This window comes from Pseudomonas sp. Eth.TT006 (genome assembly GCF_054456575.1).
Window position 1 is genome coordinate 336,773 of sequence record NZ_JBTJEN010000003.1, and the last position, 23,618, is coordinate 360,390.

Below are 23,618 nucleotides of genomic sequence, written 5' to 3' on the forward strand. Positions count from 1 at the left end.
AACCCATGTCCCGTCTCGAAACGCCCCTGCAAGATCTCGCCGCCCCCGAAGGCGTCTGCTACGGCTGCGGCGGCCGCAACCCGCACGGCTTGCACGTCAAAAGCCGCTGGCACGAAGACGGCGTGCATGTCATCGCCGAACACCTGCCGGACGCCAAATACTGCGGCTGGCCGGACCTGGTGTACGGCGGCCTGCTGGCGATGCTGGTCGACTGCCATTCCAACTGGACCGCCATGGCCTACCACTACCGCGCCGAACAGCGCGCACCGGGCAGCCTGCCGCGCATCGACTGCGTGACCGGCAACCTTGGCATCAAGTTCATCAAACCCACCCCGATGGGCGTTCCCCTGACCTTGCGCGCCAAAGTCGAGGGCGACGTCGGGCGCAAGACGCGGGTGATCTGCGAGGTGTACGCCGGGGAAGTGCTGACGGCGATTGGCGATTCAGTGTTTGTGCGGGTTGACGCCGGGCGACTGGCGGATGCGGCGCACGGGCGCTGAGATCCCGCGCCACACTGCGACACCGCAACACCGCAACACCGCAACACTACGCGACCACGCGTCTGTATGACCGTGCGAAAACGCGACCACTGTAGGAGCTGCCGAAGGCTGCGATCTTTTGATCTTGTTTTTAATATCAAAATCAAAAGATCGCAGCCTTCGGCAGCTCCTACACGGATCAAATGCCCGCACGATAACTTGAGCAAACCCGGCTAGGCGCCCCCGTTCCGAAATCGTCGAGGCTATTGCAGACCGCACTCCTCAGGAGCTTCAGGCCCATGTACGAACCGCCAACCGACCTCACCTACACCCGACGTTTCAACACGGTGCTCGCCTACATCGACGCGCATCTCGAGGACGATCTGTCGGTGAATACGTTGAGTCAGGTGGCGAACTTTTCGGTGTTTCACTTCCATCGGCAATTCAGCGCCTTCGTCGGCGTCCCGGTCTCGCGCTATGTGCAGCTGATGCGTTTGCGCCGCGCGGCACATCGGCTGGCCGCGCAGCCACGGCACTCGATACTGGACGCTGCGGCTGACGCCGGTTTCGACAGTCCGGAGGCGTTCAGCCGGGCGTTTCGGCGCGACTTCGGCCTGTCGCCGAGTGCCTTCAGGAAGCAACCGAACTGGCAGACCTGGAATGCGGTATTCGCCATCCCTCACTTTTCCAGGAGCGTCATCATGCAGACCCGAATCATCGATTTCCCTGCCGTGCGGGTCGCCGCGCTTGAACACTGCGGCGCGCCGGGAGCGGTTGCGCAAAGCGTGCAGAAATTTATCGCCTGGCGTATGCACAGCGACCAGTCGCCGGTGGCGTCGAGTCGCACCTTTGGCATTCCTTACAACAACCCCGATACCACTGCGCCGGCGGATTTCCGCTTCGCCATTTGCGGCGAGATCGACGAGGCCGTGGCGCCCAACGCATTCGGCGTGCGCGACATGCTCATTCCTGGCGGTCGCTGCGTGGTGGTGCGGCACGTGGGTTCGCCGGATCACATTGGCGAAACGATCTACCCGATCTACCGCGACTGGCTGCCGTCCAGCGGCGAGGAATTGCGCGATCATCCGCTGTTTTTCCATTACCTGAGCGTCTATCCCGAGACGCCACAGGAGCAATGGCAGACGGACGTCTACGTGCCGTTGCAAGGATAAGAACCAACCCGGTGTTTTTCCGCTTGTCGGCGGTAAGGCCAACCCCTTATAAGAGCGGCTTTCTTTCTCGAAATAATGGGTGCACCGATGAGCAACGCCTGGAACGAAGGGTATTTCACCGACGAGGGCTACACCTACTCGTACAGCCGGGAAATCAACCCGGTGTTCCAGCGTTTTTGTCTGTTGTTGCGCGGCTTTGCCACCTTGGAAAATCCCGGCGCTTATCACTGCGAACTGGGTTTCGGCCAGGGTGTGTCGATCAACATCCATGCCGCTGCTAACCCTGGTAACTACGTCGGCACCGACTTCACGCCGTCCCAGGCCGCGCATGCCATCGCGCTGGCAAACGACTGGAACAGTCAGGCACGGCTGTATGACGACAGTTTCGAGCAATTGCTGGCCCGCGATGACCTGCCGGCATTCGACAGCATCAGCCTGCATGGCATCTGGACCTGGGTCAGCCGCGACAACCAGAAACTGATCGTCGAATTCGCCCGTCGTCACCTCAAACCCGGCGGCATGTTGTACGTCAGTTACAACTGCTTTCCGGGCTGGTCGCCTGCGGCGCCCTTGCGCAATCTGTTCAGCCTGCACAACCGTTTTGCCAGCCAGACTGCCACCAGCCCGGCCAAACGCATCGATGCTGCGCTGCAGTTTTCCGAAGCGCTGCTCGCGGCACATCCCAAATATGCTCACGCGGCGCCGGGCCTCAGTGCCCAGTTGAACAGCATCAAGGGCCAGAATCGCCAGTACGTGGCCCACGAGTACTTCAACCGCGACTGGAACTGCATGTATTTCACGGACGTGGTCGAGGCCATGACTGCGGCCAAACTGGACTTCGCCACCACCGCCGTGCCGCTGGACACCGTCGCCCCGCTGAATCTGAGCGCCGAAGGCATGGATTTTCTCGAGGGCATCGAGCACCCGATCATGCGCGAGCAGGCACGCGATTACTTCGTCAATCAGAACTTCCGGCGCGATCTGTACGTGCGTGGCGCCAATCGGCTGTCTGCCGCCGAGCAGCGCGACAGCCTGCTGAGAAGCCGGTTTGCCTTGCTGCAAACCGCAGACAGCATCCCCGCCACGGTGACCGGCCCTGCCGGCGAAGCATCGTTGCAGGCGGAGATTTACGGCCCGGTGCTCGAAGCGCTTGCCGCCGACGCCTACGCACCGAAAACCTTGCAGCAGCTTGCTATGGCGGTCGGCGCGGTGTCGTATGACGATCTGCTGCAGGCTGTCAGCGTACTGATCGGCATGGGCGTCGCCGCACCGTGCCAGAGCGAAGCCGCCGAAAGACAGGTGCAAGAGCGTTGCGACATGCTCAACCTGCAACTGTGTAAACGCGCGCTGTTCAACAGCAATATTCAGGTGCTTGCCAGTCCGGTCACCGGTGGCGGCGTACCGGTCAGCCGTTTCCAGCAATTGTTTCTGATCGCGTTCAAGCAGGGCATGACCGATCCGCAAGACTGGGTGCAACTGGCGTGGAGTGTCATCGGAGATCAGGGCGAAGTGCTGCTCAAGGGAGACCAGCCGCTGCGCACCGCCGAGGACAACCTCGCCGAACTGACCGAACAGGCCCGGGCTTTTGCCCAGACATCCCTGGTGATTCTGCAGGCGTTGAAAGTTGCTTGATACTGGCCGGCGTGGCGAGTGACACACCGGCAAACCGGGCGTATGGCGGTTATTGAAACTGGCCAGACGCTCGGGCTTGCAAAGCTGATCGCAGTCATCTGAATCCCCCAGCCAGTCCAGCGCCCCGTTTCCCCGGCAAAAAAGCCAAATCCCCATGTGCTCCCCACGTCCCTTTATACGTCGCACTGTTCATTGCCCGTTCCTGTCTGCCTGGAGTTTTTCGATGCCCGCGCCCAAATCCGTGCCCGCCGCCCTGCTGGGCCTCGCCCTCGCCTGTCCGGCCATGGCCGAGGAGCCGAAAGGTCTGGAGTTGGGTCAGGTGCTGATTTCGGCTGAGCAACAGAGCGGCACCGATGCCGCGGTGGCCGAGGCCGAAGCGCGTCTCGCGCAGGTGCCCGGTGGCAGCAACGTGGTCGACCTGCGTCAGCCGTTGCAGGGCAAGGTGGCGAGTAATCAGGATGTGCTGGCGTATCAGCCGGGGGTCTACGCGCAGTCGGCGGGTAATGAAGGGGTGAAGATTTCGATCCGCGGTTCGGGGATCAATCGCGCACCGGGCGCCCACGCCTCCGGGCTGTACACGATGCTCGATGGCCTGCCGCTAACCGGCCCCGGCGGCACGCCTTACGAATTGCTCGAGCCGTTGTGGCTCGATCATGTAGAAGTGCTGCGCGGCGCCAACGGGTTTGATCGTGGCGCCCTGGCGCTGGGCGGCGCCATCGATTACGTCAGCCACACCGGCTATGACGCGCCGAAACTGCAGGTGCGTTATGCCACCGGCAGCCACGGCTATCAACAGCGTCAGGTCAGTTCCGGGCAGGTGCTGGGCGACTTCGATTACTACGTGTCGCTGACCGATGCGAACGCCGACGGGTATCAGGATCACACCGCCAGCGAGAGCCAGGGCGTGATCGCCAACTTCGGCTATCGCTTCAACCCGAACCTGGAAACCCGCTTCTATTTCCGCTACCGGCAGACCGACAACGATCTGGCCGGACGCGTGACCAAACACTCGATCGAACACGACCCGCGCGCAGCCAACCCGGCCTACGTGTCCCGCGATGACAGCCGCAAGCAGCCGGGCAGCACCTTCATCGGCAACAAGACCACTTATTACATCGACGACGATTCGAGCATCCAGACCGGGCTGGTCTATCACGACTACCCGATGGATCTGCGCGAAGGCCCGAACCGCCTGAAAGTGGCGTACACCGACGTCAGCGGTACCTTCGATTACAAGCGCCGCGATACCCTGTTCGGCATGGAAAGCCGCAGCACCCTCGGCCTGCGCACCACCAAACACCTGCCCAACGACGGCGCCAGCGAATTCGTGCGCATCCCCGGCGGCAACACCGCCGGCTACGCGCCGGGCACCCGTATGCGCAACTTTACTTATCAGGGTTCGGACACCGTGTTGCACGTCGGCAACGACCTGGAACTCGCCGACGACCTGTGGCTGACCACCGGCCTCGCCGCCATCTACACCCGCCGCGAAAGCGCCGTCACCTACCCGCAAGGTGGCGGCAAGACCAGCCTCAGCGACTGGGATTACGCGCCGCGCCTGGGCCTGCGCTATCAAGTCACTCCGGACCTGCAAGTGTTCGGCAACCTCAGCCGCTCGGTCGAGGCGCCGCATCCATGGTCGCTGATCTACAGCTCGAACATCCGCTTCCCGGCCGGCAACGGTGCGGCAACCGGCACCCAGCGCGACCCGATCAAACTGCAGAACCAGACCGCCACCACCCTCGAACTCGGTGGCCGTGGCGACAGCGCGCTCGGCCAGTGGAGCCTGGCGTGGTACTACGCGCAGGTGCGCCACGAACTGCTTTCGGTGCTGCCGGACGCCAACGCCGTCACCCCTTATGAACTCAACGCCAGCCCAACTGTGCATCAAGGCGTCGAAGCCAGTTTGCAAAGCACTCTGTGGTCAGCGGATGACGGCCGTAAATTGAGTCTGCGTCAGGCCTACACCTTCAGCGATTTCAACTACCGCGACGACCAGCGCTTCGGCGACAACCGCCTGCCCGGCCTGCCGATGCACTACTACCAAGGCGAACTGCGCCACGACTGGCCGCAAGGTTTCTTCGCGGCGGTGAATACGCAACTGGTGTCGAAGGTCGCGGTGGATTACGCCAACAGTTACTACGCCGATCCCTACGCACTGTTCGGCGCCAGCGTCGGCTACAACGCACCGAAAAACGACTGGCAAACCTGGCTCGACCTGCGCAACCTGACCAACAAACACTACGCCGCGACCGTCACACCGGGGTATGACGACAAGGGACTGGACGCGGCGCGGTCCACGCCGGGTGAGGGTTTTGGGGTTTATGTCGGGGTGTCTTGGAGCTTGCTTTGAGGGCATGAGCTGAGGGCGCAAATTTCTCGAACTCGCAGCATGTCGTCGTATCCAACGTGGTAAGCCAATGGAGGTATGAGATATGAAAAGCACCGACGACAGCAAGCCTGCAACCCCGCATAACGCGCCAGCGCTCGACGCGGCGGGCAAACCGGTGGACGTGGTGCGCCGCGATCTGCAGGACGGCGATGACCACACCAAGGCGGTGGATGAGGTGATTACCCCGACTTCGATCCGCACCAAGGAACAGGAAGCCGAGGAACTCAAGCGCAAGACCGATGCGATCGAACGCAAGGTTGCCGACGGTAATTAGTCCTGTGACTGCCGGGCCGGATTGATCAAGTGCTGGCAGGCGAAAGAAAGAATGCCCCGTGCGCTTAATGCTGTTCACTTGACCCTGTGGTGAGGGGATTTATCCCCGATGGGCCGCGAAGCGGCCCCAAAACTGTCAAAAGCGGCGACTGCTTCGCAGCCGATCGGGGATAAATCCCCTCACCACAAAGTTAAGTAACCAGCATCCCCCCGTACGCGAGCCTTTTGCATGGCAGTGTGCTAAATGTTGCCGCCCCGACAAGCATCTACGAGGCAAGGAATCCCATGCTGCGAATACTCGGCAGAGCATCATCGATCAACGTGCGCAAAGTGCTGTGGACTTGCGCCGAACTGCAGATCCCGTTCGAACGCGAGGATTGGGGCTCGGGTTTCAAACCCACCGACTCCCCCGAGTTCCTCGCCCTCAACCCCTGCGCGATGGTGCCGGTGATTCAGGATGGCGACTTCACGTTGTGGGAATCGAACACGATCATCCGGTATCTCGCGGCCGAATATGGCGGCTCGTTGCTCTACCCCGCCGAGCCGAAACGCCGCGCGCGGGTCGATCAGTGGATCGACTGGCAGGCGTCGGAGCTGAACCGCTCGTGGTCGTACGCGTTCATGTCGCTGGTGCGCCAGTCTGCGGATTATCAGGACAGCGCTGCTCTGGCCGATGGCGTCGAGCAATGGTCGAAGACCATGGGCATCCTCGATCAGCAGTTGCACAAGACCGGCGCTTACGTCAGTGGCGAGCAGTTTTCGCTGGCGGATATTCCCATCGGCCTGTCGGTCAATCGCTGGTTCGAAACCCCGCTGGCACATCCGGACTATCCCGCCGTCCGTGCTTATTACGAACGTCTGAGCCAACGTGAAGGGTTTCGTCTGTACGGCAGAAATGGCACGCCATAACAAGCCTGCCTCTACGCCTCTGCACGCACCACCCCACGCTCCTCCAGCAAGCGCACAAACATGCTCAAGCTGCGCGAGACGGTGCCGCGTCGCCACACCAGCCACGTCGTCAGATAACGGAAATCCGCGGCCAGCGGCCAGACGCTGACCGTGGCGCTGCCGGGCATGCTCTGCAGCATTTTGCGCGGCATCAGCGCCAGTCCGGCGCCTGCGCTGACGCAGGCAAGCATGCCGTGATAGGACTCCATCTCGAAGATCTTGCTCGGCGCGGCGGCGTCGGTGCTGAACCATTTTTCGAAATGATGCCGGTAGGAGCAGTTGGAGCGGAACGCGTAGATGCTCTCGCCATTGACGTCCGCCGCACGCTGCACCGGAGCGTGATTGAGCGGCGCGATGATGACCATTTCTTCCTCGAACGCCGGCACGCCTTCCAGCGCCGGGTGCAGCACCGGGCCATCGACGAACGCCGCCACCAGGCGTCCGGCGAGCACGCCGTCGATCATCGTTCCGGAGGGTCCGGTCGACAGGTCCAGATCGACTTTGGGATGCAACTGGTTGTACGCCGCCAATAACTCGGGAATCCGCACCGCCGCCGTGCTTTCCAGTGAGCCCAACGGGAACGCGCCTTGCGGCTCCTCCCCCGCCACCGTGGCGCGAGCCTCGTGCACCAGATCGAGAATGCGCCGGGCGTATTCGAGAAAACTCCAGCCGGCGGGCGACAGGCGCAAGCGGCTTTTCTCGCGGATGAACAGGTCGACGCCCAGATCCTGTTCCAGCTGTTTGATCCGCGTGGTCAGGTTCGACGGCACCCGATGGATCTGCGCCGCCGCGGCGCTGATGCTGCCGTGCTCGGCCACGGCCTTGAAAATTTCCAGCTGCACCAGATCCACAGTCATTCTCCAATCGTGAAAGAAACGATCTTTATTATTCAGTTTCCAGAAAACAAAAGCCAGCCTACTCTGGGCCCATTCACTGAACTCGCAGGAGCCAGCCATGAGCCCGATTTCCAGCCAGACCCACGCCATCTCGATCAACCCCGCCACCGGCGAGCAGATCGGCCACTACGCATTTGAATCAGCCGACGCCCTCGATGCCGCGCTGACCCGCGCCGCGTTTGGCTTCTCGAAGTGGAAACGCAAGCCGCTGCAGGACCGCTCCCGCGCCCTGACTGCGCTGGCCGGCGCACTGCGTGACAGCGCCGAAGCCATGGCGACCATGATCACTCTGGAAATGGGCAAGCCGATTGCCCAGGCCCGTGGCGAAATCGAAAAATGCGCCAAGCTCTGCGAGTGGTACGCCGAAAACGGTCCGGCCATGCTCGACGCTGAGCCGACTCAAGTGGAAGGCGGCAAGGCACGCATTGAGTACCGTCCGCTCGGTCCGATCCTCGCGGTGATGCCGTGGAACTTCCCGATCTGGCAAGTGCTGCGTGGCGCGGTGCCGGCGCTGATCGCCGGCAATACCTACGTGCTCAAGCATGCGCCGAACGTGATGGGCAGCGCCTACCTGCTGCGCGATGCGTTCAAAAATGCCGGTTTCGCCGACGGCGTGTTTGAAGTAATCAACGTCACCCCCGAAGGCGTGTCGAGCGCCATCGCCGATCCGCGCATTGCCGCCGTGACCCTGACCGGCAGCGTCCGCGCCGGCATGGCCATCGGTGCTCAGGCCGGTGCTGCACTGAAGAAATGCGTGCTGGAGCTGGGCGGTTCCGACCCGTTCATCGTGCTCAACGATGCCGACCTCGATGAAGCCGTGCAGGCTGCGGTGATTGGCCGCTATCAGAACTCCGGCCAGGTCTGCGCCGCGGCCAAGCGCTTGATTATCGAAGAAGGCGTGGTCGAGGAATTCACCCGCAAATTCGTCGAAGCCACGCGCAAGCTCAAGGTCGGCGATCCGCTGTCCGCCGACACCTACATCGGTCCGATGGCGCGTTTCGACCTGCGTGACGAACTCGACCAGCAAGTACGCGCCACCCTTGAAGAAGGTGCGACCCTGCTGCTCGGCGGCGGCAAGGCTGAAGGCCCCGGCAACTACTATGAGCCGACCGTGCTGGCCGACGTCACCGACCGCATGACCTCGTTCAAACAGGAACTGTTCGGCCCGGTGGCTTCGATCATCACCGCCCGCGATTGCGCCCACGCCGTGGCCCTGGCCAACGACAGCGACTTCGGCCTGACCGCGACGATCTACACCGCCAACGTGCAACTGGCCCAGCAACTGACCAGCGAACTGGAAACCGGCGGTGTGTTCATCAACGGCTACTCCGCCAGCGACCCGCGCGTGACCTTCGGCGGCGTGAAGAAAAGCGGTTTCGGCCGTGAACTGTCGCATTTCGGCGTGCGCGAGTTCTGCAACGCGCAGACGGTGTGGCTGGATCGCAAATAACCGACACGTCATCCCTGTAGGAGCTGCGGCACGCTGCGATCTTTTGCTGTTGATTTTCCAGATCAAGAGCAAAAGATCGCAGCGTGCCGCAGCTCCTACAGGGGTTATGCCGTTTGTTGTTGCGATTCGCTAGCCGTCCGGCCTTTGCTCAACAGCCCGAACACCACTGCCGCCGCGGCCAGGGTGACCAGCGTCAGGATGTGCAGCAGGACCTGAAACGCCGCCGCATAACCCTGCACCAGACGCTCTTTGGCCAGCCCCGGAATCGTGTTGATCGCATGCGCCATGTCCCCCGTGGTGACCCGGTGTGCGGTCTCGGCAATCAGCGCCGCATCGGCGTTACCCGCCACAACACCTGTCAGATCGCTCTGCAACAACGAGCTCAGCACGGCGGCCACCAGCGCCAGGGCAATGCCCTCGCCCGCCACTCGCACGGTATTGAAGATCCCCGCCGCCATCCCCGCGCGCTCTTTCGGCACGACGCTGACCGACAGACCATCCATCAAGCCCCACGGCAGACCGGCGCCAATCCCGATCAACAGCATCGCAATGACCAAGGCCCATTTCGAGTCGCCGACGGTGTACAGGCTCAAGCCATGCAAGCCCGCTGCAGCGATCAGAAAACCAAGCCCCGACAAGATCCCCGCCGAGACCAAGCGGGTCATCGATGCCGCCAGCATCGGCACCACCAGCATTGGCGCCGACAGCGCCAGCAACAGCAGGCCGGCGTCGATTTCGCTCAAGCCTTCCACGCCGATAAAGCGCAAGGGCAACATCACCACCAGCACGATGTAGCAAAAGCAGGTACCGATCGGCAGCATCTGTACGCCAATGAAACGCGGAAAACGAAACAGGCTCAGATCGAGCATCGGCTGTCTGACGCGCATTTCGATCATCACAAACAACCCCAACAACACCGCCGAAGCACTCAGCAGACCGACCACCAACGGGCTGCTCCAACCACTGTCCGGGGCCTGAATCACGCCGAAAGTGAACAACGCCAACATGCCGCTGAACGTCAGCGTGCCCGGCCAGTCCAGCCCTGTCGCGTGCGGATTGCGGCTTTCGCGCATGCGGGGCAGGCCGAAGACCATGGCAATTCCGCCGATCAGTGCGGTGAAGAGGAAAATCGCCCGCCAGTTGAACGCCTCGATCAACGCCCCGGCCAGCAATGGACCGAAGGCCAGACCGATGCCGAAGGTGGTGCCAAGCAGGCTGTACGCGCGGGTCCGCGCATGCCCTTCGAACTCCTGCGCCAGCGACGCCGAACCACTGGCCAACGCCGCCGCACCGGCCACGCCCTGCACCGCTCGCAGACCATCGAGCCAATACACCGACGGCGCCAGGCTCTGGGCAATCGACGCGGCGGTGAACAGCAACATGCCGAAGCTGAACAGACGCTTGCGCCCATAGACATCGGCCAACGCCCCCGCCGCCATCAGCAAACTGCCGAACGACAACATGAACGCGTTGGTGATCCAGGTCAGGGCCACGGGACTGCCGCCCAGATCACGACCAATCGCCGGCGTCGCCACCGCGCCGCCGGTAAAACTCAAGGGCAGTACCAGCGCCGACAGGCACACAGCCGCAAGGATCAACTGCTTGTTACGCGTGCCTTGCAATTGAGCAACCGTTGTCATGCTTTCATCCTTTGAAAAATAGTCAGGCGCCGACTTTAAGGCCGTGCTACTGATGTGATAATCCCAGCAATTTTGCATGACTTTGTGAAAGGCATTCACAGATGAAATCACCCTCAGCATCAGACCTTTCAGTGTTTCTCTGTACGGCGCAACAGCTGAATTTCAGCAAGGCCGCCGTCGAACTCGGCCTCACCCCCTCGGCCCTGAGCCATTCGGTCAAGGCGCTGGAGAATCGCCTCGGCGTGCGCCTGTTCAATCGCACCACCCGCAGCGTGGCATTGACCGAGGCCGGTGAGCGTCTGTACGCGCGCTTGAAACCGGCGTTCCGCGACATCGACGACGCCCTGGAAGACCTCAACCATTTTCGCGATAAACCCACCGGCAACCTGCGCATCACCTGCGGGCGCCAGGCGTGTGAATTGGTGTTGCTGCCGATTGCCAGCGAGTTCTTGCAGGCCTATCCGGACATTCGTCTGGAAGTGGTCGAAAGCGAGGCATTGCTGGATATCGTCGCCGGCGGTTTTGATGCCGGTGTGCGCTTTGGCGATCGGCTGGAGGCCGACATGGTTTCGCTGCCGATCGGCCCGCCGATGCGTTCGGTGGTGGTCGCTTCGCCGGCATTTCTTGAGCGTCATCCTGCGCCGCAAACACCCGAAGACGTGCAGCGCTTGCCCTGCCTGCGCCACCGCTACCCCAGTGGCACGATGTATCGCTGGGAGTTCGAACGTGAGGGCATTGCCCAGGAAATCGAAGTCAACGGCCCCCTGATTCTGGGCGACGTCAGCTTGATGATCGGCCCTGCGCTGCAAGGCCTGGGCCTGGCGTATGTGTTCGATGAAATGGTCAGCGAACACCTGGCATCGGGCCGGCTGATTCAGCTGCTGGCCGACTGGTGCCCTTACTACCCGGGCCTGCATCTGTACTACCCGAGCCGGCGCCACGTACCGGCGCCGCTCAAGGCGTTTATCGACTTCGTGCGCGAACGCAGTCGCCACTAGGACTTACAGATATTTCAGCCAGGCAATGTCGCGGCGCCGCGCCTTCAGCGCCGAGAACCAGCGCACTGCCGGATACAGCGCCAGTGCCAACAGCACCGACATAACCCATACCGCCGCCACTGAATCGAAACCGAAATAGCTGCCGTGGTTAAGGCCGAACAGCGCCACGGCAATCAGATACAACACCTTCAGCACATACAGGTGCAGCAGATAGAAAAACATCGGTGCCGAACCGAATACGCATAGCCAACGAATCCAGCGACGCGTCTGCACCCGTTCAAACAGCCACAACAGCAGCAGTCCGACACTCAAAGTCAGGGCGATGAACAGCAGCGAGGGCGGGTATTTGGTGATGTTGAAAAACGCCATCAGCGTCTGCACCGTCGTATCGTGCAGCGCCCACGGCTTTTCACCGTAACCGTTGAGCAGCCGCAGTCCGACGAAGCCCAGCAGACCAGCGATACCCGCCAGCAACAGGCATAGCTGACGAGTCCCGGCATCAGCCGCGCGGGCAAACCACGGGCCCAGCGCATAACCCAGACCGATCACGCCGATCCACGGCAACAGCGGATACGAAGTGCGCAAACGCAGGCTCTCACCGGCGTCGATCCAGCCGCGGTCGTGGAGAATCGCCCATGGCACATGCAGGGCCGACTGTGCCGCGAAATGCAGGCCATCAAGCAGATTATGTCCGGCGATGATCGCCAGACTCAGCGTCAACAGCGCCCAGCGCGGCAGCCACACCAGCAGTGACAAGACGATCATGCTCAGGCCGATCGCCCAGATCACCTGCAGATAGATCACGCTCGGCGGCAACTGAAAGGTCCAGGCGAAGTTCACCAGAGTAAATTCCAGCGCCACCAGAAACAGCCCGCGCTTGAACAGGAAAGCACTGACGTCGGACTTGCCGGCGTACTTCTCGCCAAATAGCCATGCGGACAGCCCGGTCAGAAACACGAACACCGGCGCGCACAGATGCGCCAGGGTGCGGCTGAAAAACAACGCCGGTTCGGTGGTGGCGATGTCCATCGGATCGGAGACCTGCCGGTGCAACAGAAAGGTCTCGCGCACGTGGTCCAACAACATGAACAGAATCACCAGACCTCGTAGTGCATCGATGGATAACAGGCGGCCGGTCAGGGTCGGGGTGGAGCGAGCTAACGCAATCGTCATGAACATTTCGCTATCGAATGGATGAACCGGAGTCAGCGCTGGTGTGCGTCCCCGTCAAAAATTAGCGTTACTCTATAACATTAAAAAGCCAAGCCAAAGCCGGACGAAACAGGTTCTGAAAAAAACCGCTGAAGCTTGCGCCGTGATTTGCCCAATCACCCCAGGCTTCTATAGTGATCAGGCGCCCTCCGCGCTTTGCGCCTGCTGTCGAGCGTTATCCATGACCCAGACCGAGCACCTGATCATCTGCGAGCACTGCGATTGCGTGTACGAAAAAGTCGTGCTCGGCAAACACCAGAAAACCCTCTGCGTGCGCTGCGGTGGCGTGCTCCAGCGCTACAACGGCCTGACCGTCGAGCAGCGTCTGGCGCTGAGTTTTACCGCCGCGATGCTGTGGCTGTTCGCCAATTTCTACCCGGTGATGAGCATCAGCATGAAGGGCCTGAAAAACAGCGCGACGCTGTGGGATTCGGTGCTGGCGTTAAGTCAGGGGCCAATCACCTTCATCGCAATGGTCGCAGCGATTTCGATCATCATCGCCCCGGCGTTCCAACTGGCGCTGTTGATCTGGGTGCTGGGCTTCGCCGTGTCCTCGCGGCGTGCGCCGGGGTTCAAGCTGTGCATGCGCTGGCTGGAAACCCTGCGCCCGTGGAGCATGCTCGAAGTGTGTCTGCTGGGGGCGATGGTCGCGGTGTTCAAACTGGCGGGGCTGCTCGATGTTTTGCCGGGCATCGGCCTGTTTGCCCTGGCCGTGTTGAGCCTGATGATGATCCGCATCGCCGGCCGCGACATTCGTGAGCTGTGGGACATCCTATGAAGCGACCACCGACTGCCGGCGAACTAAATCTGTGCCTGTGCCACAGTTGCGGACTGGCTTGCGACATGCGCGGCGAGCCGCACGAATGTCCGCGCTGCGAGGCGCCACTGCATCGACGCAAAACCAACTCGCTGACCCGCACCTGGGCCTACATGCTGGCCGCGCTGGCGTTTTACGTGCCGGCCAATCTGCTGCCGGTGATGAACACGGTAATGCTCGGCAACGGCGCCGACAGCACGATCATGAGCGGCGTCCTGGAGTTCTGGGAAGGTGGCGCGTGGGACATCGCCCTGATCATTTTTATCGCCAGCATCGCCGTGCCGGGGATCAAGTTTGTCGCCCTGACGCTGCTGCTGGTCACCGTGCAGCGTAACAGCGACTGGGCGCGCCGCGAGCGCTCGAAGCTGTTCCGTTTCGTCGAGCTGATCGGCTATTGGTCGATGCTCGACGTGCTGGTGGTCGCGCTGGTCGCGGCGCTTGTGAAGTTTCAGGCGCTGGGCGATATCGAACCACGACCGGGCATTCTGTTTTTCGGCCTGGTCGTGGTGTTCACCATGCTCTCGGCGATGAGTTTCGATCCACGGCTGATCTGGGACAACGCCCCGGACGACGAGCCGCTCAGCGACGCACCACTTCCAGCAACACCTGCAACGGATGGCGCAGTGCCCGATCCGACTGGCGCTTGACCTGACTGCGGCACGAGTAACCGGTGGCCAGTGCTTCACCGCGCTCAACCGGCGCTTCGACCTGTTTGGCCCAGGATTGCTCGTAGATCACTGCCGAGGTCTCACGGTTGCGCGCCTCGTGACCGTAAGTACCCGACATGCCGCAGCAACCGGTGGCTTGCGTCGCCAGTTTCAAGCCGACCCGTTCGAACACCTGCTCCCACTGCCGGGTCGCGGCCGGTGCGTTGGTTTTCTCGGTGCAGTGCGCCAGCAAACGGAACGGCTGAATCGCCTCGGCAGCGGCCTGCTCGGGCATGACCTTGAGCAACCATTCCTGGACCAGCGCGACCTCCGGGCACTCCTGCAGACCGGGCACTTTCAGGTATTCCTGGCGATAGACCAGGGTCATCGCCGGGTCGAGTCCCACCAGCGGCACGCCGACATCTGCCAACTCGCGCAGTTGCTGCGCATTGCGCAACGCCGCGCGGTTGAACGCCGAGAGGAAGCCCTGCACATGCAGCGGTTTGCCGTTGGCGCTGTATGGAGCCAGATACACCTGATAGCCGAGTCGCGACATCAGCTCCAGCAGATCCGCCAACAGCGGCGCCTCGAAGTAACGGGTGAACGCGTCCTGCACCAGCACCACACTGCGCTCCCGTTGCGCCGGGGTCAGCGCTGACAGCTTGGCCACGGTCGCCGGCTGTACATTCCAGCGGCGCAGCGCCGCGTGGAAATCGAAACGACTGAGCAACGGCACATCGACCATCCCGCCCACCCGCTCCAGCAGCTTGCGCACCACCGGTGCGCCCATCACGCCGTTGTATAGCGCGGGAATCCGCGCCATGTAAGGGACGCTGTACTCCAGCGAGGCGATCAGATAATCCCGCGCCGGGCGCAGATATCGAGTGTGGTACAGCTCAAGAAAACGCGAACGAAACTCCGGCACATTGACCTTGACGGGGCACTGCCCCGCGCAGGACTTACAGGCCAGGCAACCGGCCATGGCGTCGTACACCTCGTGGGAAAAGTCTGCGTCCTGCGCACGACTGTTGCGCCAGCGCGTCCACAGGTGGCTGAAAAATGCCGGGCGGCGGATCGCATCAGACAGAACATCCACGCCCACCTCACCCTGCAATCGCAGCCATTCGCGGATCAGCGAAGCACGGCCCTTGGGCGATTGCGCACGTTCACGGGTGGCCTTCCACGACGGGCACATGGCGTCGTCGGGATCGAAGTTGTAGCAGGCGCCGTTGCCGTTGCAATGCAGGGCCGCGCCATAGCTTTGCCAGACTTTTTCGTCGATCTGCCGATCCAGTTCGCCACGCAAGGTCACTTCATCGATCTTCAACAGTTGCGCATCGGTATTGGCCGGGGTGGCGATCTTGCCCGGATTGAACTGGTTGAATGGGTCAAATGCGGCTTTCAGCGCTTGCAGCGCCGGGTACAGCTCGCCGAAGAATGCCGGCGCGTATTCCGAGCGCAGGCCTTTGCCGTGCTCGCCCCACAGCAGGCCGCCATAGCGCTGGGTCAGCGCCGCCACGCCGTCGGACACCGGACGCACCAGCGCTGCTTGTTGAGGATCCTTCATGTCGAGAATCGGCCGCACGTGCAGCACGCCGGCATCGACATGGCCGAACATGCCGTACTGCAAACCGTGGCTGTCGAGCAGCTCGCGCAATTCGGCGATGTACTCGGCCAAGTGCTGCGGCGGCACTGCGGTGTCTTCGACAAACGGCTGCGGCCGCGCTTCCCCGGCGACGTTGCCGAGCAGGCCCACCGCGCGTTTGCGCATGCCATACACCTTGTTCACCGCCGCCTGCCCGACCGCCAGCGTGTGCCCGAGGCGCTCGACCGTGGTGTCGCTGCTCAAGTGCTCGAGAAAGGCTTGGATCCGCAGCTGCAGATCCTCGGGATCATCACCGCAGAACTCCACCAGGTTGATCCCCAGCGTCGGCCGTTCGGCGCTTTCCGGAAAGTATTCGGCAACGCCGTGCCAGACGATGTCCTGCATTGCCAGCAGCAACACTTTCGAGTCGACGGTTTCAATCGACAGCGGCTTGAGCGCCATCAGCGCCCGGGCATCACGCAACGCGTCCATGAAGCCGGCGTAGCGGATGTTCACCAGCATCGTGTGTTTGGGAATCGGCAGCACATTGAGTTTGGCTTCAACGACAAACCCCAGCGAACCTTCGGCGCCGCACAGCACGCTGTTGAGGTTGAAGCGATTGTCGGCCTCGCGCAGGTGCGCCAGGTCGTAACCGGTCAGGCAGCGGTTGAGGTCAGGAAAGCGCTGTTTGATCAGCTCGCCCTGCTCATCGATGATCTGCCGCGCGCAGCGGTAAACCTCGCCGACCCGGTCTTCGCGGGCGCACAGCGCGGCCAGATCCTCTTCGGCCAGCGCCGCACCGTGCAGGCGTTCGCCGCCGCGCAGGATCATGTCCAGCTCCAGCACATGGTCACGGGTCTTGCCGTAGGTGCAACTGCCCTGGCCACTGGCATCGGTGTTGATCATGCCGCCGACGGTGGCGCGGCTGGAGGTCGACAGCTCTGGAGCAAAGAACAGCCCGGCGGACTTCAGCGCGGCGTTGAGCTGATCCTTTACTACCCCAGCCTGCACCCGCACCCAGCGCTGCTCGACGTTGATTTCCAGAATGCGGTTCATGTGCCGCGACAGGTCAACAACAATGCCGTCGGTCAACGACTGGCCGTTGGTGCCGGTGCCGCCGCCACGTGGGGTGATCACCACTTTGCGGTAAGCCGGCTCGGCAATCAGCCGGGCGACCCGCGCCACATCTTCGGCATCCCGCGGAAACACCGCCGCTTGCGGCAGGCGCTGGTAAATGGAGTTGTCGGTGGCGAGCACCACGCGGCTGGCGTAATCGGCGCTGATCTCGCCACGAAAGCCGCTGGCTTTGAGAGCGTTGAGGAACTGCTGGTAATCGGCGGTCAATGCGGTGGCGAGCGACAGCTGGGCAATCATCGGTCAGGAAGTCTCGGTCAAAATCGGGTCGTGTGGCGGTGAACTGTTGTGCGCAACGAATGATTGCGTCACGCTCCCGCCATCTCATGGCGCTTATATTCATTGCTTGGTGCCGTCGGGACAAACGTAAAATCGACCCGTAATCCATGACTAAAACGAATGAATCCGCGAACCCTTACCCCTTCCATGTCGTTGCTGCTGGCTTTCGAGGCCGCCGCACGCCATGAAAGCTACACCCGCGCCGCCCACGAACTGTCGCTGACGCAAAGTGCGGTCAGCCGCCAGGTGCAGATTCTGGAAAAAATGCTCGGCATGCGTCTGTTCAGCCGTGAAGGCCGGCAAGTGGTGCTGACCGATGTCGGGCGCATGTATCAGCGCGAGCTCGCCGAAGCCCTCGGGCAGATCCGCAGCGCGACGTTGCAGGCCATGGCATTCGGTTCGGGCATTCACAGCCTGCGCCTGGCGACGCTGCCTACCTTCGGTTCGAAATGGCTGCTGCCACGGCTCAAGGATTTCTACACCGCACACCCGGGCATGACCGTGCATTTGCATTCACGGATCGAAGCGATCGACTTCGACACCAGCGAGATCGACGCAGCAATCTGTGTCGGCGCGGGTGAATGGCCAGGGCTGAGTGCCCTGCCGCTGCACACCGAGGAACTGGTGGTGATTGCCAGCACGCAGTTGTCGGCGGCCGAACGTCAGGATGCTGAACAGCAGATTGCCGGACAACTGCTGCTCAATGTCAGCAGCAATGCCCAGGCCTGGGCGGAATGGTTCACTTATCACGGCTTGCCGCACCGCAGCATGCGCATCGGCCCGAGCTTTGAAATGACCTCGCACCTGATTCAGGCGGTGCGCGCGAATATCGGCGTGGGGCTGGTACCGCGGATCCTGGTGGAGGACGAATTGCTCAACGGCGATCTGCTGCAATTGGGGGAACCGATCACCAGTCGGCGCAGCTATTACCTGGTGTATCCACCGCGCAATGAGGCGTTGCCTTCGTTGAAAGCGTTTCGGGACTGGCTGATGCGATCACTGTGAATGCTGATCGCATCGATCGAGCCAACAATCAGCGCTTTGGCGGCGGCGGTGCGCTAGGACCTCGGGCGGTTTGCGGTGAGTTTCTGTCGTTTGAACCAAGGTAGCGTGCCACCTCTGGCGGCATGGGTCGCGGTGCTTCGGCGGTCATGACTGGCCCTCTTTTATGCTGGTAAATTCAACCCACTGGACTTTCGACGAATCTATCACCAACAGATCGGCTTCAAAAGGCTGGACACGACCATCATCGCTCAGCCATTTCGGACTCTGCATTACAAACTGTCCATTCGCCGGCTCGGAAGGCCACTCACAGGGCCAGCCAAACAGGCGTCTTTCGTCGTTCAAATGTAGCGTTATGAGCCGATCATGCCGCGCAAAGGTGCTGTACCACTGACTGGGATATGACGTTTTTCTGGTTACATTTCGAAACCGTAACCACGCATGCAGCCTGTCATTCGACGCAAGATTGCAGGATAGAAAACCGAGCGTTACCGACACGAGAAACGCCCAGATCGTCTGCGCTTTGCCATCCCATATTCCTATGGAAAACCCTTTCGTCCCCACCCACAAACAGACCGCCCCGATCCCCAACACCACCCCGTGAATCACAAAGGTAAAAATCAACGCCTGGACAATCTGCCCAAACGTGTCAGGTCGCTTGAATGCGGTGAGCGTATAAAAGATCCAGGTCGAGACAAACCCGGGAATGAGGTACTGCAACAGCGGAATCACTTCCTTGACCAGATCGTCCATGATCCAGGGCTCCTTGAAAGACTTGCCGGCCTGATAAGTGACCGTCAGTCAAAGCCTAGTGCACGCTGGAAAAATGCCTCCACCGAACTGTCACCGGGCATTACACCAGCCGCCAGTCCTGCGCATCTGTGAAGTCCGATCCTCGCCCTCCTCGCCATCCTTCGCCGCGCCGCACGACGCAAAAAAAGCAGAAACCGTAACTCCGGTTTCTGCTTTTTTTATCGCTTTGATTTGTGACTGCAGCTCTGCGTTACAGGCAGTCACGTACCGATTTGCGCAACGACGCGGACTTGGCCCAGGGCGGCCCCTGATACAGGGAAACCCGGCTGCCGTCCTTGTATTTGATGACGTCAAGAATCTCGTCGGCAGTGACGATGCTCGGCGCGGTGATGCGGTAGCCGTTGGAAATCGAAGTCTGCGTAGTCTTCGGAATGTCCTGCTGCCACAACGGCAACAGGCACGCGGCATAGTCTTTGGGGGCCTTGGTGCTGGTCTTGCTGAGATTCGGCTCGCCCGGCACCAGCGATGCGGGTAATGAGCAACCTGCCAGCAATGCCACCGCCAAACTCCCGATCCATATCCGCATGGTATTTCCCTGTTCTGAAAAAAACGCGAATGTACCTTGTAACAGGGGTTTACATCCATTGTTGTGCGGGCCGAATGGGGCATTTGGACAAATATTTACATCGATTCGGCCCGGTACCAGACGAGCTGTACATCACCCGCAAAAATTGCGGCTAATCTTGGCTACCGAGAATGTTCCGGAGGTGATCATGCGGCTCAATGAATACGAACATGAACTTCAGCGTGACCTGCAGGCTGTTGCATCGGATCTGCGCTGGTCGGCAGTCGATCTCAAACGCGTTGCCGAACAATTGCGCAAGAGCGGTAACGAAGCGGATGCGCAAGCGGTGCTGAGGTCTTGCGAGGTGCTGCAAAGCGATGAAGAACGGTTGCAGTTGTATGCGAAGGAAGTGAAGACGCGCTCAATCAGCCGAAGCAAGGTTCACTGATAACGTCCCCTTCAACAAAAGCCCCGGCAGTTACCGGGGCTCTTTCATTGCATTGACTTCAACTTGCAGTGTGACTTCGCGCCCGCGCCGGTCGTTGTTTATAACCCGGCAATGCGGCGGCGTAAGCCAGCGCTTCTTCCCGACTACCAAATGAGGCAAGCCGGTCGCCCTGGGTGCAAACCCGCCATGGGCCATTGTTTACGCTGAGTACGTCGTAGCCGTTCATGTGCATCTTGTTCAAGACAGGAATGCTCATGGGTCACCTCCTTATTTGCCAACGATAGATTCAGCCCTGCCGTTTCACCTTACACCCGGCGACCAGGGCTGTACCGACCGGGCGTCGCGGTAGCGATGCGCCAAGCCGACCGCACTTTTCATCCGCCTCTATGCTCATAACCTGAAGGAACCTTTAATCTGCGAACCGGCTCGAATATTGCAGTTTTGTTTCATATTTATGACATGTGGCAGACAGGTAACAGATGAAAATACGCGCCACCGTCATTTGCGAACAGGATCGACACGTTCTCCTGGTGCGCAAACCCAGATGCCGCTGGACATTGCCCGGCGGCAAAGTCGAGCCCGGCGAAAGCAAGGTCGGCGCGGCAGCGCGCGAGCTGCAGGAAGAAACCGCGCTCGATGCCGAGCAGATGCTGTACCTGATGGAATTGCACAGCGGCAGCACCCAGCATCATGTTTATGAGGCTTCAGTGCTGGATCTTGAGCAGTTGCGACCGCAAAACGAGATCACCGAATGCATCTGGCACCCGCTGGATGCAGTGCAGAATCTGCCCACCAGTGATGCAACCTTGCGCATCGTGCAGGCGTTTCAGCGGCGCCTGTGAGGGGTTCAACCGGCGAATGCCCGGCGTCCGGCGCGCATTTCCGTACGCAATTCGCCGATGAAGTTGGAAATATCGCGGATCGTCACCAGATGTTCCGGCGACACCCCGTTGAGCAACAACTCGACTCGCCCGGAGACAGGCTCGTACACCTTGATCCGCAACAGACCATGCTCCTCCGAGCATTCGCATTCAAGCGACGGGAAGCCGGATTCGATGATCCGGCAGATGTCGGTAATGGCTAGCATGGGACACGCCTCGCAGGCGAGCAGTCGGTCTGACCCGAACAGCATAGATGAGCCCCGCGCAACCTGCCGCCCGCCGATTGCCAAGCCGATCACATATTTGACGCCGCCTCAGTGCGCGTCATGGTCCCAGATCCAGTTCCAGATGCCCGGCAACTCGACCGACTCCGAACTCTGCTGCACCGCGCGCGCCAGCGCCGCTTTCTGCAGCGCCGCGTGATCATCGTAAAACGGCTTGTCCGAGAGCCGCACGCCGGTAGCGGCGGCACTGTCGAGGAGAATTTGCAGGTATTCGCGGGTATGCCGCGCGGTGTAGCGATTGAGGTCATGGAAGGTCACCACTACCGGAATCACCCCGTCCACCGTGGGAAATTCACCGAGAGCAATCCGCTCGCGCACTTGCGAAAGCTGCCGCAGCATATTCGCCCGACGTCGGGGGCTGGCATTGAAGCCCCAGATCTTGCCGTCGTTGGCGCTCAAATCAGTCAACAACACGTGCACGCCATGCTGCTGATAGGCGGCGAAGGTGCGTTTGTCGTAATTCCAGAACGGCGGCCGCAGCAGCACTGGCGCGGCCCCGGTGATTGCGGCGATATCGGCCGTGCCGTTGGTCAACGACTGCTCCAGTTCCTGCGGATTGAGCAAACGATGATTGGTGTGCCAATGGGTAGCGGTGTGAAACCCGAGGATGTGCCCCTCGGCGTGCTCACGGCGCATGATGCTGCGGCCAATCTCGCTGTCGCCGGCACGGGGCGCGCGGGTCTGCACGAAGAACACCGCTTTGATGTCCGGTTGCACCGGATTGGCCTTGAGACTGTCGAGCACCGTCGCCGACGGGTTCCAGAAACTCGAAGCGCTGGGCCCGTCATCGAACGTCAGCAGAAACCGCACCGGCGCCTGGGCCTTGAGACGGGTTTCAGTTTGCGCGGTCAGTTCGACCGGCGCAGCAATGCAACCAGCAAGCCCAAACGCAATGGCCGCCGCACAGAGAAGGTTGAACGTGAATTTCATGTTTTGCCTGGCGCCTGACCGTTGCGGTCCTGTTGTCGACTGGCAAAACTCCCTCGCCCTGATCCATCCTTGCGCCGGCTGTTTTGCCGGCGCCGCATAGATTACACAGGGTTTGAGTGTGGCGCTCGTTCAGTCAGCCAAGGCTTGCTGAAACGAGGGATCGATGATCCCGGCAGTGGCCAGCGGCGCCGGCAAGGCCTTGACCTTGAACAGGAAATCCGCCGTGCTTTGCAGGTCCGCTGCAGCCTGCTGATCCACCGGCCCTACCGTCATGTGCGCCTGACGCAACCAGTGCCGCGACACCTGCTGATCGAGGTTGGCCTTCTTCGCCCACAGATCTGCGTATTCGTCGGTATGGCTGTCGACCCAGCCCCGCGCCTGCTTCAAACGCTTGAGAAAATCGGCGATCGCTTCGCGTTTGCTATCGATTGACGGCGCCGACGCGGCAATCGCACTGAGGCCCGGCATCAGGTTCTTCGCGGTGAGAATCGGTCGCGCACCGGAAAACACGATCTGCTGCGAGATGTACGGCTCCCACACCGGGAACGCATCGATGCTGCCTTGGGGCAACGCCGCGGCGGCATCGATTGGCATCAGTTTGACGAAGTCGACGTAATTGTCCGGCAGACCGCCCTGCTCCAGCGCACGCAAGATCAATTGCTGACTCCACGCCCCGGGCCAGTAAGCGACCTTCTTGCCCTTCAGATCAGCGATGCTTTTCACCGGAGAATCCTTCGGCACCAGCAAAGCGATGGTGTCCGGATTCTGCCGTGACACACCGATCAGTTTCACCGGCGCCTGCTTGGCAGCGAGAAACAGAAAGCCCGAATCCCCGAGAAAGCCCAGATCCAGCGAGCCGGTCTGCAACGCCTCGGCCAAAGGTGCGGCAGCCTGGAAGTGCTTCCAGTCGACGCTGTACGGCGCGTCTTTCAACACCCCGGAAGCCTCGAGCGAGGCGCGGATGTTGTAGTAGTTCTGATCTCCGACGTGCAGGACCAACGGTTCAGCAGCGTGGGAAAATGGTGCGGCAAACAATCCAGCAATCAGTGTGGTGCGGAACAATCGGGAGAGCTTCATGGCGAGGCCTGCAATGGGATGTTGCATAGACCATAACGCTATTGCCTGATCATTTTTAAATTCTATTAATGCATAAGCTAAGCACCTTGAATGCTCGCTGTTGACTGCCCGGCGCCAACTAAGC

General features: G+C 61.1%; 23 protein-coding genes. 13 read left to right on the plus strand and 10 right to left on the minus strand.

Translation table 11 applies throughout. The features are described from left to right. The first annotated feature begins 5 nt into the window (after window positions 1–5). The 6 genes from ACXR0M_RS07460 to ACXR0M_RS07485 all read left to right on the plus strand — a co-directional run bounded on the left by ACXR0M_RS07460 (window position 6) and on the right by ACXR0M_RS07485 (window position 6,857). The gene (locus ACXR0M_RS07460) at window positions 6–500 is read left to right on the plus strand and encodes a PaaI family thioesterase (protein WP_458831300.1); all 495 of its coding nucleotides are present in this window, start codon (window positions 6–8) and stop codon (window positions 498–500) included. A 278-nt stretch (window positions 501–778) separates the two neighbouring features. Beyond that, window positions 779–1,651, plus strand: coding sequence for an AraC family transcriptional regulator (locus ACXR0M_RS07465; RefSeq protein ID WP_458831301.1), 873 nt, complete (start codon window positions 779–781; stop codon window positions 1,649–1,651). Window positions 1,652–1,738: 87 nt separating this feature from the next. Continuing rightward, window positions 1,739–3,283 (plus strand): methyltransferase regulatory domain-containing protein, encoded by a 1,545-nt coding sequence (locus ACXR0M_RS07470; protein WP_458831302.1) that lies wholly within the window; start codon window positions 1,739–1,741, stop codon window positions 3,281–3,283. A gap of 223 nt (window positions 3,284–3,506) precedes the next feature. Further along, window positions 3,507–5,636, plus strand: coding sequence for a TonB-dependent receptor family protein (locus tag ACXR0M_RS07475; protein WP_458831303.1), 2,130 nt, complete (start codon window positions 3,507–3,509; stop codon window positions 5,634–5,636). A gap of 82 nt (window positions 5,637–5,718) precedes the next feature. Continuing rightward, entirely contained in the window at window positions 5,719–5,949 is a 231-nt protein-coding gene (locus tag ACXR0M_RS07480; protein WP_458831304.1) for a hypothetical protein, read from the plus strand. Window positions 5,950–6,233: 284 nt separating this feature from the next. Further along, the gene (locus ACXR0M_RS07485) at window positions 6,234–6,857 is read left to right on the plus strand and encodes a glutathione S-transferase family protein (RefSeq protein ID WP_458831305.1); all 624 of its coding nucleotides are present in this window, start codon (window positions 6,234–6,236) and stop codon (window positions 6,855–6,857) included. 11 nt (window positions 6,858–6,868) lie between these two features. On the opposite strand, the gene ptrR is transcribed toward ACXR0M_RS07485, so the two are convergent. Continuing rightward, window positions 6,869–7,747 (minus strand): putrescine utilization regulator PtrR, encoded by an 879-nt coding sequence (gene ptrR, locus ACXR0M_RS07490; RefSeq protein WP_458831379.1) that lies wholly within the window; start codon window positions 7,745–7,747, stop codon window positions 6,869–6,871. A gap of 103 nt (window positions 7,748–7,850) precedes the next feature. Here ptrR and ACXR0M_RS07495 point away from each other — a divergent pair, with 103 nt between their 5' ends. After that, a complete protein-coding gene (locus ACXR0M_RS07495; protein WP_458831306.1) occupies window positions 7,851–9,242 on the plus strand; it encodes an aldehyde dehydrogenase family protein in 1,392 nt (463 codons plus the stop codon). A 104-nt stretch (window positions 9,243–9,346) separates the two neighbouring features. Here the strand turns inward: ACXR0M_RS07495 and ACXR0M_RS07500 are convergent, their stop codons facing one another. Beyond that, entirely contained in the window at window positions 9,347–10,882 is a 1,536-nt protein-coding gene (locus tag ACXR0M_RS07500) for an MFS transporter (RefSeq protein ID WP_458831307.1), read from the minus strand. 101 nt (window positions 10,883–10,983) lie between these two features. Between ACXR0M_RS07500 and ACXR0M_RS07505 the strand changes: the two genes are divergently transcribed. Beyond that, complete coding sequence (locus tag ACXR0M_RS07505) at window positions 10,984–11,880, plus strand: LysR family transcriptional regulator (protein ID WP_458831308.1); 897 nt, start codon at window positions 10,984–10,986, stop codon at window positions 11,878–11,880. 3 nt (window positions 11,881–11,883) lie between these two features. On the opposite strand, the gene ACXR0M_RS07510 is transcribed toward ACXR0M_RS07505, so the two are convergent. After that, window positions 11,884–13,053: a DUF1624 domain-containing protein gene (locus tag ACXR0M_RS07510; protein ID WP_458831309.1), complete on the minus strand. Its 1,170-nt coding sequence runs from the start codon at window positions 13,051–13,053 to the stop codon at window positions 11,884–11,886. A 220-nt stretch (window positions 13,054–13,273) separates the two neighbouring features. Here ACXR0M_RS07510 and ACXR0M_RS07515 point away from each other — a divergent pair, with 220 nt between their 5' ends. Continuing rightward, a complete protein-coding gene (locus ACXR0M_RS07515) occupies window positions 13,274–13,870 on the plus strand; it encodes a paraquat-inducible protein A (RefSeq protein ID WP_458831310.1) in 597 nt (198 codons plus the stop codon). Beyond that, entirely contained in the window at window positions 13,867–14,556 is a 690-nt protein-coding gene (locus tag ACXR0M_RS07520) for a paraquat-inducible protein A (RefSeq protein WP_458831311.1), read from the plus strand. The genes ACXR0M_RS07515 and ACXR0M_RS07520 overlap by 4 nt, the downstream gene beginning before the upstream one ends. Here the strand turns inward: ACXR0M_RS07520 and ydiJ are convergent. Continuing rightward, window positions 14,489–17,515: a D-2-hydroxyglutarate dehydrogenase YdiJ gene (ydiJ, locus tag ACXR0M_RS07525; protein WP_458831312.1), complete on the minus strand. Its 3,027-nt coding sequence runs from the start codon at window positions 17,513–17,515 to the stop codon at window positions 14,489–14,491. The two genes, ACXR0M_RS07520 and ydiJ, sit on opposite strands and share 68 nt — an antisense overlap. A 159-nt stretch (window positions 17,516–17,674) precedes the next feature. Here ydiJ and ACXR0M_RS07530 point away from each other — a divergent pair, with 159 nt between their 5' ends. Continuing rightward, entirely contained in the window at window positions 17,675–18,559 is an 885-nt protein-coding gene (locus ACXR0M_RS07530) for a LysR substrate-binding domain-containing protein (RefSeq protein ID WP_458831313.1), read from the plus strand. A gap of 144 nt (window positions 18,560–18,703) precedes the next feature. On the opposite strand, the gene ACXR0M_RS07535 is transcribed toward ACXR0M_RS07530, so the two are convergent. Together ACXR0M_RS07535 and ACXR0M_RS07540 are read right to left on the minus strand one after the other, a co-directional pair. Continuing rightward, a complete protein-coding gene (locus ACXR0M_RS07535; RefSeq protein ID WP_458831314.1) occupies window positions 18,704–19,309 on the minus strand; it encodes a DUF6338 family protein in 606 nt (201 codons plus the stop codon). Window positions 19,310–19,559: 250 nt separating this feature from the next. Continuing rightward, on the minus strand, window positions 19,560–19,895 hold the full coding sequence (locus ACXR0M_RS07540) for a hypothetical protein (RefSeq protein ID WP_458831315.1): 336 nt from the start codon (window positions 19,893–19,895) through the stop codon (window positions 19,560–19,562). A gap of 187 nt (window positions 19,896–20,082) precedes the next feature. On the opposite strand from ACXR0M_RS07540, the gene ACXR0M_RS07545 reads away from it, so the two are divergent. Further along, window positions 20,083–20,322 carry a hypothetical protein gene (locus ACXR0M_RS07545; RefSeq protein ID WP_458831316.1) on the plus strand — a complete coding sequence of 80 codons (240 nt, stop codon included), beginning with the start codon at window positions 20,083–20,085 and terminating at the stop codon, window positions 20,320–20,322. Window positions 20,323–20,380: 58 nt separating this feature from the next. Here ACXR0M_RS07545 and ACXR0M_RS07550 read toward each other — a convergent pair whose 3' ends face one another. Next, window positions 20,381–20,578, minus strand: coding sequence for a DUF2188 domain-containing protein (locus tag ACXR0M_RS07550; protein ID WP_458831317.1), 198 nt, complete (start codon window positions 20,576–20,578; stop codon window positions 20,381–20,383). Between the two features lie 223 nt (window positions 20,579–20,801). Here ACXR0M_RS07550 and ACXR0M_RS07555 point away from each other — a divergent pair, with 223 nt between their 5' ends. Continuing rightward, a complete protein-coding gene (locus ACXR0M_RS07555; RefSeq protein ID WP_458831318.1) occupies window positions 20,802–21,164 on the plus strand; it encodes an NUDIX hydrolase in 363 nt (120 codons plus the stop codon). A gap of 5 nt (window positions 21,165–21,169) precedes the next feature. Here ACXR0M_RS07555 and ACXR0M_RS07560 read toward each other — a convergent pair whose 3' ends face one another. From ACXR0M_RS07560 to ACXR0M_RS07570, 3 genes are all read right to left on the minus strand, one after another. Beyond that, entirely contained in the window at window positions 21,170–21,409 is a 240-nt protein-coding gene (locus tag ACXR0M_RS07560; protein ID WP_458831319.1) for a DUF1652 domain-containing protein, read from the minus strand. A 108-nt stretch (window positions 21,410–21,517) separates the two neighbouring features. Next, on the minus strand, window positions 21,518–22,417 hold the full coding sequence (locus ACXR0M_RS07565; RefSeq protein WP_458831320.1) for a polysaccharide deacetylase family protein: 900 nt from the start codon (window positions 22,415–22,417) through the stop codon (window positions 21,518–21,520). A gap of 129 nt (window positions 22,418–22,546) precedes the next feature. Continuing rightward, the gene (locus ACXR0M_RS07570) at window positions 22,547–23,494 is read right to left on the minus strand and encodes an ABC transporter substrate-binding protein (RefSeq protein WP_458831321.1); all 948 of its coding nucleotides are present in this window, start codon (window positions 23,492–23,494) and stop codon (window positions 22,547–22,549) included. Window positions 23,495–23,618 lie beyond the last annotated feature (124 nt).